Origin of the sequence: Methylophilus sp. 14 (assembly GCF_015354345.1) — a bacterium.
In the GTDB taxonomy this organism is placed as follows: domain Bacteria; phylum Pseudomonadota; class Gammaproteobacteria; order Burkholderiales; family Methylophilaceae; genus Methylophilus.
In genome coordinates, this window is the sequence record NZ_JADKYS010000003.1 from 16,159 (window position 1) to 29,690 (window position 13,532).

Below are 13,532 nucleotides of genomic sequence, written 5' to 3' on the forward strand. Positions count from 1 at the left end.
TACATCACTACCCATTACTGACTAAGGAGCTGATATGCAATTTCATATTGAAAATATGACCTGCGGTGGATGTGCAAGAGGTGTCACAAGCGCAATCAAAGCAATCGATCCAGAAGCAAGCATTACAACGGATCCGCCAACCAGGACAGTCAAGGTTGAAACCAGCATCGCAAAAAGCGAGATCGTTTCAGCGCTTGTAGATGCTGGGTTTCCACCTGCGAGTGAATAACGCTCTTCTGCCTGCTGATTTAGCTCAGCAGGCATTTTTATCTATTACTTGGGTATGAAAGATGAGTTTATTTAACATTGGGCAAGCGGCTAAGGCGTCAGGCATATCGACCAAAATGATCCGGCATTATGAAAGCGTTGGTTTATTGCCTGCTGCTTCAAGAACTTTTGCTGGATATCGTCAATATTCTGAAAAAGAGATCCATACGCTGAGTTTTATTCGACACTCCCGCGACTTAGGCTTTTCTATCAAGCAAATTGAGGAATTATTAAGCTTATGGCAAGACCCGCATCGGCCAAGCAGTAAAGTGAAAGAATTGGCAAATGCCCATGTTGAGGCCTTAGACCAAAAGATTCAAAGCCTGATGTCGATTAAGTCAGAGCTACAAAAGCTTGTACATTGCTGTCATGGAGATGATCGCCCAGAGTGCCCCATCCTGGAGCAACTTGCGCTTAATCAAATATAGGATATTTCAGAACAGGAAAATTTCAATTTGGCACTGAATCATTTTTAATTTAGGGGTATCATAATCTCATCGTGAGAAAACTCATTCAAATCTTCGCTATTTGGCTCATCGCAATCATTCTACCGGTGCAGGGAATTGCAGCGGTCAGCATGATGAATTGCGAGAAGCCACAAAGCCAGCACAACCATGAAGGTGTAAGTGGTCATAGCCATGAACATCACGAAGGTGCTGCGGAGAGTCATGCTCACAAACATCAAGATGATACTAAACACGCTTGTAACCATTGCTCCAAATGTTCAGTTTGTTGCTCTGGTTTCGCCTTTGCAACTTCGAGTGATGGGCTGAAGCATCATTTGATTGTTGCCGGTACAGCCATCGGTTTTATCGTTCCAGATTTCAGTAGCCACATATCCTCCGGTCCTGAGCGACCTCCGCGCTTTACCCTCATTTAGTATGTTATTGGCTAAAGTCCTATCAGGTCTTTAGCCACCACACTTATGCTTTTGCCTGCTTGCGGCAAGCAAAAGAATGAGTTTCCAATAGATGTTGGGAATTCTAAATGAGAGGTTTATATGAAATTTCCTACCTTAAAGAGAGTCAGGCTTGCCTCCCTCTATCAATACTTATTGTGTCTTGCAATGACATTAGCATTGGGTATTAGCGCATCATTTGCGGAAGAAAGCTCCGCGCCTTACCAGTCCACGTTTGAAGATTACAAGGCGACAAATAGTGACAATCAAACAGATTGGACATCACTAGACTCTTCGATTGCAGACCAAGGACATCAAATGTCGGGGATGCAGCACTCCTCTGATCAACCAATGAATCATGAAGCGATGGGACATAGCATCTCTCATGGCGATACGCATGCTTCACATGACTCAAAGTCTCAGATCCCCCCCATGGATCACGGCAATATGAAAGGCATGGACCATCACAGCATGCCGGGAATGGACCATAGCAAAATGCATGACATGAATAGTCAGGCTGAGGATATGGGCGGCAGTATGGCGAGCATGGATCACAAATCATCTTCCCCTGAAATGTCGGGACACATACACGACCATGCAATGATGAACCATGCGGGTATGGATCATCACGCCATGCAAAATATGAATCATTCAGAAGGTGATAGTGAAGAGGTTGTATCAACGCCCCATGAGCATGGAAATGCGGTGGGTGAACTTGCGGAAGAAGATCACTCAAGCCATATCCATGAGCCTTCAGAAGCTGCTAAACCAGTAGCGCCCTCAGAACACACCGGCTTCCAAATTATTCCAAACCTGCATCCGGCAGTGGTGCATTTCCCAATTGCATTGACTATGGTGGCTTTCATTTTAGGCCTTGCTGCCCGCCTGTTCCGCCAATCTGCATCATCCACGGCATTGGCCGCCGCAGGATATTACGCATTGATGCTAGCCGGTGTAAGTGCTGTGGCTGCCGTTGGTTTTGGTTGGCTGGCATTCAACTCAACCATGAATCACGATGACGCTGGCCATGCTGCCATGTTGTTGCATCGAGCCTGGGCAATCCCTACTGCTGTTGGATTGGTGCTCCTTGCAATCTGGCACTCGGTTAAATCGCATCAGGACAGCCCGATGTCTATTCCTGTATTAGTTTGCCTGGCGGGTTTGTCCATGTCTGTAGCGACAACGGCGTGGCTGGGTGGTGAAGTGGTCTATCGCCATGGCATTGGTGTCCTATCTTTACCTGCATCTGGTGGCCATCAGCATGGTGGACACCGCCATGGTGAGGCAAGTGAATCAGCAATACCGTCTCAAGACAGCCATTCAGGCCATCAGCATGAATCATCTGAAGGGAGTGCACATGAGCACTAATATTGTAAATCTCAGAGCACGCAGTGCCATTCTTGTTGCCGTAAGCTTGTTATTAGGTGGGTGCGCGACCTTCTCAAAAGATGGCGGTATGGATGAGGTACAAAAACAAACTCAGCCGCACCTGAAGCAAGCGTATGAATGGGCTAAGACAGAAGAGTCTAAAAAGTCCCTGCAGGACAAGACGCAGGCATTGCTTGCACAGCCCTTGGATGTGGAAGGTGCCGTACAGGTCGCGCTTTATAACAACAAGGGACTACAGGCTTCATTCTACGAGCTGGGTATCTCAGAAGCAGATCTTGTCCAGGCAGGCCGTTTGCCTAATCCGCGCTTCTCTATGCTTTATGCGCGGAATGGTGGTGAGTATAAGATTGAGCAGGCATTCACGTTCAACGTCTTCTCATTGATCACTATGCCTAAAGCTGTAGAGGTTGAGAAAAGACGTTTTGCCCAGACACAAGCCTCTACCGCTATTGAGGTCCTGAAGCTTGCCTATCAGACACGTATAGCTTATTTCAATGCGGTTGCCGCGACTGAATTGGCGAGATATAGCGCACAAGTGAAAGAGTCTGCAGAGGCCAGTGCTGAGTTGGCTAAACGATTGCATGAGACCGGCAACTGGAATCGTTTAGAGCAGTCACGTGAGCAAAGTTTCTATGCAGATGCCGCACTAGAATATGCTAATGCGAAAAATGCTGAAATTCGGGCATATGAGGCTTTGGCAAGGCAATTAGGTGTGAAAGCTGCACAACTCAAAATCCAATCTCGGTTACCTGATCTGCCTAAGTCACTTTCAGAGTTACAAGCCTTTGAACAGAATGCCTATGAACAACGATTAGACCTGCTGGTTAAGCGCTCTGAAATGGATGCTTTGGCTAAGCAGCTAGGACTGACCAAAACCACGCGGTTCATCAATGTGATCGAGTTAGGCCCGGCAAGAGTACTGGAAGGCAGAAGAAGTGAGCCTTACAAGAAAGGTATCGATATCGCTTTCGAGATCCCGTTGTTTGACTGGGGCCAAGCCAAGGTGCCACGGGCAGAGTCTATTTATATGCAGTCCGTACAGGAAACTGCACAGTTGGTGACTAATGCGCAATCTGAGATACGCGAGCGGTATAACACCTATCGCACCAAACATGATGTTACACGCCACATTCGCGATGAGATTGTGCCATTACGTAAACGTATATTGTACGAAGATCAATTGCGCTATAACGGCATGCTCACAAGCCCATTTGAATTATTTGGCGATGCCAGGGCGCAAGTGCAAAGCGTCAAAGGCTATATCGAATCATTACGTGACTTTTGGTTAGCTGATGCTGAATTGCAAGCTACTTTAGTCGCCAGTCCTCGTTTGATGGAAGGTCAATAAGATGACAACAATGGATAGAAGAAACTTTTTTAAATATGCTGGACTTGGCATGGCTGGCGTTGCCGTCAGTGCGGTCAGCAAGGTTGCATTAGCTGCTATTCCGGAAATCATCACCTCTGAGGTGGCTAATACACAAGAGCCACTTTACCCAGATACAGGACGCCCATATCAGCCGGTAGTCACTTTGAATGGCTGGAGCCTTCCATGGAAGATGAACAACGGTGTCAAAGAATTCCACCTTGTTGCGGAACCTGTCGTAAGAGAGATTGCACCAGGGATGAAAGCAAATCTCTGGGGCTACAATGGTCAAAGCCCTGGCCCAACCATTGAAGTCGTTGAAGGTGATCGCGTCCGCATCTTTGTGACAAACCGCTTGCCCGAGAAAACCAGTGTTCACTGGCATGGCCAGCGCTTGCCTAATGGTATGGATGGTGTCAGTGGTTTAACGCAACCGGCCATTGAACCTGGCAAAACATTTGTTTATGAGTTCGAGGCCAAACGGCCAGGCACGTTTATGTATCACCCTCATGCGGACGAAATGCTGCAAATGGCCATGGGCATGATGGGCAGTTGGATTACCCACCCCAAGAACCCGAAATTTATGCCTGTGGATCGTGATTTTGTATTTCTGCTTAATGCCTATGACATCGAGCCTGGCAGCTTCACCCCTAAAGTGAACACCATGCTCGATTTCAACTTATGGACTTGGAACAGTCGCGCATTCCCAGGCATTGATCCTCTCGTTGTTCGTAAAAGTGATCGTGTACGCATCCGCGTAGGGAACCTGACCATGACGAATCATCCCATCCATTTACATGGGCATGAGTTCGAAGTCACAGGGACAGATGGTGGTTGGGTGCCAAAAACCGCACGTTGGCCAGAAGTAACGACTGATGTTGCCGTTGGTCAAATGCGTGCCATTGAGTTTGTTGCAAACGAGCCTGGCGATTGGGCATTTCACTGTCACAAAAGCCATCACACCATGAATGCCATGGGGCACAGTTTCCCCACCATGATAGGTGTGAAACAGGGTGATCTGATGAAAAAGATCACCAACCTCGTCCCTGACTACATGCCTATGGGTGAAACGGGCATGTCTGAAATGACTGATATGTCTGAGATGATGGATATGCCATTACCTAAAAATACATTGCCAATGATGATGGGCAACGGACAATTTGGATCACTTGAGATGGGTGGAATGTTCACGACAGTGAAAGTGAGAGACGGACTTGCCCGAAATGACTATAAAAATCCTGGTGATTATAAACATCCAAGCGGCACGGTAGCACATATAGTTGAAGTGGATCTAACTAAGATTGAACGTCAAAAGCCTCACGTTGACGGTGAGTTGGAGGTCAATGTCAGGAAGCCGATTAACCATTCTGGTCATTAGTGAAGTGATCGGCCTCTGGCCTTAACTAAAACAAAAACGGCTTGCACATTTGCAAGTCGTTTTTGTTATTTACTCCAATGGCCTAGTACCCATTCCCATTGGTGCGTTCCATAATTCCAACGCCAATGTGCTTTAACCCATTTTGTTTTACCGAGCGGGCGTACCGTTTGTAAATTTTGTAATCGATCCGGTGGTTTTGGTGGCTTAGGAGGTTTGGGTGCCTTAATTTTAAAAGTAGCCATATACCCTCCAAATTAATGACAGTGATATGTACCCGTTTGGCGATCATGATGACAGCCATTTTTATCTGTACCGCCAGAGTGAGCATGGGCAAGGCTTGAGCAAACAATAATGAGTACAGCAATAATCCCCTTCATAGCAAAACTCCCTTTTTGAACATGTTTAATGTGTTTCAAGTTGAAGAAGCATGAACAGCTAGTTACTTAAGTAGGTTCTATAGAACCTTGCAGCATAATAAAGATTTGAGTCTTTAACTGCAATAAAACATATTTAGCAGGAGTTATATGGGCTGATCATTAGAACTGGAACGACTGCTCAAAATGAATGCAATACACAATGTGGAGTTTATTGGCCAGTTTTGACTTTCATATAAGGATACGAGTCTCTACTGACAACATGCGCTTTACGTACACATACCCTCCCAAACTTGTTTGAATAATAATATCCACCTGGTCTCCATCTTAGGAAACCTGGCCAATTACGTGGTTTGATATGAACAGCTAGCAGATGTAGTAATGCATGCGTGTGAGCTGGGATGTTCTTTTTATCAACTACAGTGAAAACTTCGTGGTCATTTTCAGTCTTGGTTTTAATAGCATAATGAATTCGGTAACGTTCGACTGGCCTAATATTTCGATTTGTATTTCGTAAATTAGAGAAAATACCGGAATCATCTTTTTCTTTGAAATATAGATTTGCAAAACAATTTAAGTATTGGGTTGCATTAAGCGAGTCTACATCCATAGTTGATTTTATCGATGTCCAGTTGTTTTTACTTTTAATGCTATAAACAGAGTCATCGTAAAACATACAACAGACTTTAGGGGACAGTGGGAGTAAACAAATCAGTCCAGCTGCATTCAAGCCATAACTTCGCTCATCAAATCGCCTACTGTCAGCAAAACGGTTGACCATCACAGCTGGATCATCAGATGTAATAAATGGTGTATCAGTCTTGTTCTCTATTAGCACTATTTTTAGATCATCAAGCGAATACATATAATCTGCAAAGGTCTGCATTGAGATTTGTACTGCCTGCTTAATTTCTATAGCAACAGACATTCCTGGATCCCCAAGCAATCCATTTGCCTCATTAGTCATTTGAGCCATACGAATTGATGCAGCTTCCGTCCTATGATGTTGTAGCAGCCAGAATCTGAAAAGAATGCTGGATGCGTCCGTATTCAAAACGAAGCCAGGTTGAAGTAGGTGCGGCAGTAGACTGGCGTAAAGGCGTTCGACTTGCTGAATGGCTCTTTCTAGGTTGTCATCTTTTCCATAGAAATAATCTCTTGAACATTGGTTTTTCAAAGCGGAATCAAATATCGCTTTGTCTCGGTCAATGTTATATAAGCTTATTGTTTTACCCTCATTCTGGGAAAATGGCCGAAGGTAGCAACGAGGTACAAAATGTTGATTTTTATTGGACGCCATAAGAAAGTCACCTGCAACTAGAGTTTTCTGCTAATGGCAGCATTTGCCGTTTTTGTAGCCAACTCTAAAGTCAGTAATTGTTACTTTTAAACGTAAGCTAGCCCGATCCACTGGTTTTAGCTATAACTACAACTGTGCCAGCCAACTTATCCTGCTAGCCTTGTTTTGCGCCTATCAAATTCAATCCAAAACAACCCTAATCCTAGTGCAGCTCCAGACAAGTAATATGCAAGGTATCGGATGATTGCTTGCCAGATAGTCATTGTGTTGTCACTTTTGGCGTCAATTACTCTTGCTGATATTGCTATTCCGGTGTGGTTTTTTTCAGCCAAAACAGTATGCTGGCCACAGCAGGGCATAAATGAGATATAACTAAATCCATTGGCCCTTTTGGCAAGTCGACTTAATCCAATCAAATATTATAGTAAGGCTTGATTTAAACCTGTAAGGTCATAATCGACTATTGTCATTTACTGAGTGTATTGTCATTGGAAAAGTGTATTCTGAGTTTGAGTCCGCACTCTTTTTACTTTCTTCATAGGTAATCGCAGTGGTTAAGTAGATTAACGCGCTCCTAGCAAGCTTTAATAATCTAATACTTTCTTCAACCAACTCTATATCACTGACAGGGAAACTTAATTCCTTTCCTTTAGTTTTACGTTCTTGAGCGGGATTGTTTAAATAGTGATCATGGACCCGCAAGTACTTATGAGCAATATGATTGCGGATATCAGTTAGAGTCTTGGCTTCAGGGCTAATCAATTGCACATCTTTTGATCGGTAATATAAATCTTTGCTCAACCAAAATAAGCCCTGCAGAGGCTTATTTTCTGAAATCAAAAATTGCTCCCGGATTTTAGTTAAACCTCTGTCCTCAAACCATACTGACTGAAAGCTTAAGTTTCTAACGGGTATCTCAAGTTTCCAGTAATCATTCACCAAGTATGCAATTTTGTCGAAAATAGCAAAGATTGAAAGGAACGACATTTTTAGTCTTTCAACCCATAATCTGTAATACCTGTAATCAAGAGCGTCATACAGTTTTACACATCTATCTGAAAAATGTAGCGGTTTATCTTTTTCTTGTATTGCTTCGAAAATTAAAAACCTTGCAGAAACGTACTCTTGCTTGAGCTGATTGAAAATAGCATATGGGGCAGGTAAATAAACATCCTCTTCCAAGATGTCTTGAACCATATTGGGCAAGGTTAGAGTATCTTCTAATGAGGTCCAGTCTCTAGAAACGTCATTCAAGAAATCAAGATAGAGTTGATTCTCAACGCACCACTTTCTATATGTTTTTTCTTTCTTGGTACGCCCTTTACGATAGGCTGGCAGGGGAATTTCAACTTTGTTCCAATCCCAGTCTCCAAAGGTGTTTATGTGGTCAGCTAAAGCAGACATCTCATTTCTCGCCTGTTTCTCTACACCAATTTCCAAAGCTGATTTGAGCAATTTATAGCTTTCTTGGAGAAATATGGCTTGAACGTAACCTTTGCTGGCATATCTTGCATATTCGAACATTGTTGAAGCTTTATTTCCCATTGCCATTGGGAAATATGGATAGCTTATTAATGTTTGATCCCAAAGCTGAATGGCTTCTACGAATCTGCCAATATTGTTTAAAGCATTTGCAAGATTGGTGGTTATCCGAGATTTGAGGTCTGTTCGAATTTCTTCATCAGTAAGTTCGCCTAAGTCAGAAAGCGCTAATCTTAAATGTAGAATTTCCTTTTCTCGGTGGTGTTGATCGCCTAACCAGTTTTGTTTTTGTTTTACAGATCGTCTTATCCCGGAGTGGGCATTGGCGATAAAGTAGTTTAGGGTAGCGCATTCCACTGGAGAGAGAGGCTTTAGATTAATTTTGCCAATCTCATCAAGTGTTTCGTTGAGAGTCTCGTGATCATTTCTATCACAAGCTAAATCAATTTTAGATGCTAACTTTCTAATGTCACTCATATCACTCTCAACGTTAAATTAGGGCTGCCTATTTGAAATACTCCATAAGCAGTTTTATCAGATGAGAAAAAACTAAAAGAAGAAATCCAAATGCATAGATTGGTCCCTTCGATGCCTTAGCCAAACCATAGCAGAATGGGAATCGCAAGAATATATTGATGAGGCTGAGATGGTTTTTTAAGAGTCCCGAAAATTACCAAATAACTTTAGAACATGTTTATCTTAATCAGCACTTTTCTGTTCTGGTAGATAAGCATCAGAAATCAGAAACAGCGCTGAAAATAATTGAAGCAGAGTAATACAAGTATTGACTATTGGGAGTGACATCTTGATGTGATTTAGTAATGTTCGGATATTAGTTATGAAATGCCAAAATAATCCTAAGTCGAGTTTTTCCCTGAATGTTTAGACCGTTTGAAGATAATTTGCATTGACTATGATTTATTATTAAAAAATGGCTATTTTTTGTCCATAGCTTAAATAAAAAATTAATAACAAAATAAGAGAGAGATATGTATCTAAAGCACATTCGAGCCAATAATTTTCGAGCATTTGGAGATGGTAAAAAGGCTCCTGCACTGGATTGGGCTTTAAGGCCTGGTCTTAATATTTTGGTGGGTGAAAACGATGCTGGCAAAACAACAATAGTCGATGCTATAAGGCAAATACTTCTTACTACCAGTTACGAAAACATCCGGCTCTATGAACATGATTTTCATATACATGGAACAGAACGTGCGACTAGCCTTTGGATTGAGGCTACTTTATGTGATCTATCGAGCGAACAACAAGCTAGTGTTCTTGAATGGTTAACTCATGAGAGCGATGGATCTTGTTCACTAATTATCCACCTCAGTGCAAGGTGGATTCCTCCACAGCCAAACAAACGCGCGCGAGTTGAGTTTTCTGTACGTGCAGGGAAAGAGGGAATTGGCCAAGAAATAGGCAGCACAGTTCGTGAGCTAATCCGTGCAACCTATCTGCGACCATTAAGGGATGCTGAAGCGGAGCTGCGCCCCGGCAGACAATCCCGCTTGTCGCAAATACTTGCAGCACACAAAAATATTGATGGACAGGAAGTCAACGACTTCCAAACAGCCAATCCTAATGACGTTCCAAAGAATATTGTAGGTTTAATGGCATTTTCTCAGCACCATATTGGTGAGCATACAGTGATCAAAAGCGTTGAACAGGACATCAACCAAAACTATTTAGAAGAGTTTTCATTTGAGAGTGAAAAGTTGCAGTCTCGGATTCGTATCACTCCAGATTTATCACTGACACCAATCTTGGAAAAATTTGAATTAGCTTTGTTGCCAGGAGGTGATGTGGATCCAAATGCCAGATGTGCTCGCGGGTTGGGATATAACAATGCGTTATTCATGGCAACTGAACTAGTTTTGCTGAGAGAAGGTGATGATCTTGCGCTGTTATTAATTGAAGAGCCTGAAGCTCATTTGCACCCGCAATTGCAATATAGAGTAATGGACTTGCTTGAAAATCACTCTAAAACCAAAGAAACTGATGAAAGACAAGTACAAGTAGTGATGACTACTCACAGCCCATCATTAGTTTCCCATACAGACATAGAGAACATGACCTTAGTGCATAAGGCTCAGACCTTCCCGTTATCCGCTGGCAATACTAAACTGAAAAAAACTGACTACTCATTCTTACGTAGATTTATAGAAGCGACGAAAGCCAATCTCTTCTTTGCAAGAGGGGTCATGATGGTGGAAGGTCCGGCTGAAGCTATCCTACTTCCAACCTTAGCAGAAGTCTGTGATCGCTCATTGTCCAAACATGGTGTTTCACTGGTAAATGTAGGTCATACGGGGCTTTTTCACTATGCTCGAATTTTGCAGGTTGAAGGTGCTGGACCAGAGCTAAAAATTCCTGTGGTCTGCTTAACTGATCGAGATATTGTTCCTGAATCGGCTAAAACATTTGTTTCTGCCCCCGGGGAAGGAAAGAAACGTTTCACTTCTGATTATAACGAAGAAGAGCTTGCAAAGTTTTTACTAGACAAGAGTAATCGGGCGCAGGGAGGCAGCACTATCGTGTGTATTTCCGACAAATGGACGCTTGAATATGATCTCGCTTATTTTGGGTGCGCAAAACTCATGTATTACGCCATCCAGCTCGGAAGGAAAGCTAAAACTAAAGGTGAAAGGTTAGAGGATGCTGATGAAACTAAAGCCAAGGAAGCAGCAAAAGAATCTTGGGAGGAATTAGAAACCAAAGGTTTGACTGAGGAGGAGTTGGCAAATCAAATCTTCAAGCCTCTGTACAATAAAGAAGCTTCGAAGGCAATCGTAGCCCAATATGCTGCAGAGCTTTTGTTGTCTGGTGAGTTTGGTTCTGGTGATGAACTTTTCAATCGCCTTCCGCCGTATCTAAAAAAGGCATTCATACATCTAACCGGGGATAAAAGTAAACCAGCAACAAAAACCGAGACAACGGCGGTGAATTAAATTATGTCAGTTATTGATTTAAACACTGCTGATCTTTTGTGGTTAAAGGAAGTCAGTCCAGATTTGGACTTTAGCGATACTGAGAGACAAGAAGCTATTCTAGAAACAACTTCACGGGACTTCAATGCCGTCCCAGGAAGTGGTAAAACATCACTGCTTGCAGCAAAACTTTTACTAATTGCAAGAAAATGGAATCAGCAGAAGAAGGGGCTCTGCGTACTCAGTCATACAAACGTTGCTCGAGAAGAAATCACTAGGCGTTTAAAATTAAATGCCGACGGCCAAAAACTTTTAACCTACCCACATTATATCGGGACGATTCACGGCTTTGTGAACCAATATATAGCTTTACCGGCACTCCGAAGTGCGGGCATCAAAGTTGAGATTATTGATGACGATGCATTTGCAAAAAAAGCGCAGAAACTTCTTCAGCAATACAAATTTAAGACACTACGGGGTTGGCTAAAATACCAGGAAAATGCAGACGAATTAATCAATACACTCTACTTTAAAGGTAGTGAATTGGAAATATCGACCGAAAGTGGAACTCTGACCAACGCTACCACTCCATCTGGGAAACAAGTACGAGAACTGAAATATTCACTTTTAGACGCAGGAATCTTTCGGCACCGAGATATGTTTGCCTTTGCTGAGAGCGCTTTAAAAAGTAACCCGAATCTTCTGGACGTAATTTTCCGACGTTTTCCACTAGTATTTATTGATGAGATGCAAGATACCTCCTGGGCACAGGAAAGTATTCTAAATAGCATCTTTGAAAACAAATCCACTGTTCAACGATTTGGAGATATTGATCAGAAAATCCTCACGGACGATGAAGGCATTGTTAATTGCACATTCCCCCGGGCAGGTCATAAAGTAATTAGTACTAGTAAACGATTTGGCAACAAAATTGCTGAAGCAGTAGCCAGTGTTCGCTTATCCCAGCTTCCTGTGATTGGAGAAGCAAATCAAGAAATGCCGCCAGTATTATTGCTATATAAGACTGCTGACGTTGAGAAAGTGCTAACCAAATTTGGTCAGTTAGTAATTGATCGTTTTACTGACCTAGAGTTGGAGAAAAAATCAGTCCGTGGCATGTGCACGCGTAAAGTCGGAAGTGGAGACGTGGTTCCTGGACGACACTTAGGTGATTACTGGCCCGCGTTTGCGCAAACTCAGACGGGGGCAACTAATTCAAATGATAATTTCTGGCAGGCTCTCTTGCCCCCACCTAACCACAATAATGAATCTATTCTTTTCGGAAGGGTAGCTCAAGTTCGACGAGCAATATTGCTAATCATGCGGGAAGCCGGCTCTCCAATCGTTGAGAGCATCAGAGATAGTAATGCTTTAATAAAGGCAGTCACTGAGCAAACTGGAACTGCATTACCCATACATCTATTAGTTCAAGATCTTATACTAAAACCTGATTTATATGCCACTCCTGCAGCGCGCGATGTTTTGATAGATTACATTTATACGCGTTTAAAATCTTATCTTCCAACGGGAACTCTGCTTCAATCCTTCAAAAATCTGTCCACATTTGATCAGGCCTTTTTCTTGTTAAACCCAGCACAACTTCCAAATCTTTGTGCAGTTTCTCATATGGGTCGAGATATAAATTACACAATAGGGACAGTGGCAAGCATGAAGGGTGAAACCCACATTGCCTCGTTAGTAATGGAATCTTATGGTGGTAATAGTAAGAAGTTTGATTTGGAAATGGCACTTCCATATGTTGCAGGGATTAAGAAAAATCCAGCTAGCCTTAGTAAATTGCAGCGAGGTCAACTCAGGAATTTGTATGTTGCAATGTCTCGCCCAACGCACTTTCTCTGTCTTGCAGTGAATGAGACACGTATAGCCCCACAAACCTTGAGTGCTTTAATTGAAAAAGGGTGGGTAGTAGAGCAATAAGCCGACAGGATGGTTTAACAAAATCACTATGGCTTCAACAACAACGTGAGGTAAGAAGCTTTATGCGATGCTCAATAACCTCACTATTGGCTATTTATGAATATCAAGTTCACGCTTAACTTTTTGCTAACGAGCAATGGGCAGAATGACCAAACTGAGGATAACCGGTAGCTGTTTTTGTGGGTATTCTGCAGAATCTACAAGCCGGTT

12 protein-coding genes are annotated in these 13,532 nt (G+C 42.8%); 8 read left to right on the top strand and 4 right to left on the bottom strand.

Going from position 1 to position 13,532, the window contains the following annotated elements:
- Window positions 1–34: 34 nt before the first annotated feature.
- The 6 genes from INP78_RS08395 (at window position 35) to INP78_RS08420 (ending at window position 5,298) form a co-directional block, all read left to right on the top strand.
- Window positions 35–229: a heavy-metal-associated domain-containing protein gene (locus INP78_RS08395; protein WP_194741772.1), complete on the top strand. Its 195-nt coding sequence runs from the start codon at window positions 35–37 to the stop codon at window positions 227–229.
- A 61-nt stretch (window positions 230–290) separates the two neighbouring features.
- Window positions 291–695, top strand: coding sequence for a Cu(I)-responsive transcriptional regulator (gene cueR, locus INP78_RS08400; protein ID WP_194741773.1), 405 nt, complete (start codon window positions 291–293; stop codon window positions 693–695).
- 71 nt (window positions 696–766) lie between these two features.
- Window positions 767–1,147 (top strand): hypothetical protein, encoded by a 381-nt coding sequence (locus INP78_RS08405; protein ID WP_194741774.1) that lies wholly within the window; start codon window positions 767–769, stop codon window positions 1,145–1,147.
- Window positions 1,148–1,267: 120 nt separating this feature from the next.
- On the top strand, window positions 1,268–2,533 hold the full coding sequence (locus INP78_RS08410) for a DUF2231 domain-containing protein (protein ID WP_194741775.1): 1,266 nt from the start codon (window positions 1,268–1,270) through the stop codon (window positions 2,531–2,533).
- Entirely contained in the window at window positions 2,523–3,902 is a 1,380-nt protein-coding gene (locus INP78_RS08415) for a TolC family protein (protein ID WP_194741776.1), read from the top strand. The genes INP78_RS08410 and INP78_RS08415 overlap by 11 nt, the downstream gene beginning before the upstream one ends.
- Before the next feature lies 1 nt (window position 3,903).
- Window positions 3,904–5,298: a multicopper oxidase family protein gene (locus tag INP78_RS08420; RefSeq protein ID WP_194741777.1), complete on the top strand. Its 1,395-nt coding sequence runs from the start codon at window positions 3,904–3,906 to the stop codon at window positions 5,296–5,298.
- A 65-nt stretch (window positions 5,299–5,363) separates the two neighbouring features.
- On the opposite strand, the gene INP78_RS08425 is transcribed toward INP78_RS08420, so the two are convergent.
- From INP78_RS08425 to INP78_RS08440, 4 genes are all read right to left on the bottom strand, one after another.
- Window positions 5,364–5,540 carry a hypothetical protein gene (locus INP78_RS08425; RefSeq protein ID WP_194741778.1) on the bottom strand — a complete coding sequence of 59 codons (177 nt, stop codon included), beginning with the start codon at window positions 5,538–5,540 and terminating at the stop codon, window positions 5,364–5,366.
- A 12-nt stretch (window positions 5,541–5,552) separates the two neighbouring features.
- The gene (locus INP78_RS14710) at window positions 5,553–5,675 is read right to left on the bottom strand and encodes a YHYH domain-containing protein (protein WP_194741779.1); all 123 of its coding nucleotides are present in this window, start codon (window positions 5,673–5,675) and stop codon (window positions 5,553–5,555) included.
- A gap of 208 nt (window positions 5,676–5,883) precedes the next feature.
- On the bottom strand, window positions 5,884–6,972 hold the full coding sequence (locus INP78_RS08435; protein ID WP_194741780.1) for a DUF4238 domain-containing protein: 1,089 nt from the start codon (window positions 6,970–6,972) through the stop codon (window positions 5,884–5,886).
- A 450-nt stretch (window positions 6,973–7,422) separates the two neighbouring features.
- Window positions 7,423–8,931, bottom strand: a complete 1,509-nt coding sequence (locus tag INP78_RS08440) for an LA2681 family HEPN domain-containing protein (protein ID WP_194741781.1) — start codon at window positions 8,929–8,931, stop codon at window positions 7,423–7,425.
- A gap of 512 nt (window positions 8,932–9,443) precedes the next feature.
- On the opposite strand from INP78_RS08440, the gene INP78_RS08445 reads away from it, so the two are divergent.
- Window positions 9,444–11,405 (top strand): ATP-dependent endonuclease, encoded by a 1,962-nt coding sequence (locus tag INP78_RS08445; protein ID WP_194741782.1) that lies wholly within the window; start codon window positions 9,444–9,446, stop codon window positions 11,403–11,405.
- A gap of 3 nt (window positions 11,406–11,408) precedes the next feature.
- On the top strand, window positions 11,409–13,322 hold the full coding sequence (locus tag INP78_RS08450; protein WP_194741783.1) for a UvrD-helicase domain-containing protein: 1,914 nt from the start codon (window positions 11,409–11,411) through the stop codon (window positions 13,320–13,322).
- Window positions 13,323–13,532: the final 210 nt, after the last annotated feature.

Bases quoted from the DNA above. Each gene is read 5' to 3' on its own strand.
- INP78_RS08440 (WP_194741781.1), bottom strand. From the start codon at position 8,931: ATGAGTGACATTAGAAAGTTAGCATCTAAAATTGATTTAGCTTGTGAT.
- INP78_RS08420 (WP_194741777.1), top strand. From the start codon at position 3,904: ATGACAACAATGGATAGAAGAAACTTTTTTAAATATGCTGGACTTGGC.
- INP78_RS08435 (WP_194741780.1), bottom strand. From the start codon at position 6,972: ATGGCGTCCAATAAAAATCAACATTTTGTACCTCGTTGCTACCTTCGG.
- INP78_RS14710 (WP_194741779.1), bottom strand. From the start codon at position 5,675: ATGAAGGGGATTATTGCTGTACTCATTATTGTTTGCTCAAGCCTTGCC.
- INP78_RS08410 (WP_194741775.1), top strand. From the start codon at position 1,268: ATGAAATTTCCTACCTTAAAGAGAGTCAGGCTTGCCTCCCTCTATCAA.
- INP78_RS08450 (WP_194741783.1), top strand. From the start codon at position 11,409: ATGTCAGTTATTGATTTAAACACTGCTGATCTTTTGTGGTTAAAGGAA.
- INP78_RS08395 (WP_194741772.1), top strand. From the start codon at position 35: ATGCAATTTCATATTGAAAATATGACCTGCGGTGGATGTGCAAGAGGT.
- INP78_RS08445 (WP_194741782.1), top strand. From the start codon at position 9,444: ATGTATCTAAAGCACATTCGAGCCAATAATTTTCGAGCATTTGGAGAT.
- INP78_RS08425 (WP_194741778.1), bottom strand. From the start codon at position 5,540: ATGGCTACTTTTAAAATTAAGGCACCCAAACCTCCTAAGCCACCAAAA.
- INP78_RS08415 (WP_194741776.1), top strand. From the start codon at position 2,523: ATGAGCACTAATATTGTAAATCTCAGAGCACGCAGTGCCATTCTTGTT.
- cueR (WP_194741773.1), top strand. From the start codon at position 291: ATGAGTTTATTTAACATTGGGCAAGCGGCTAAGGCGTCAGGCATATCG.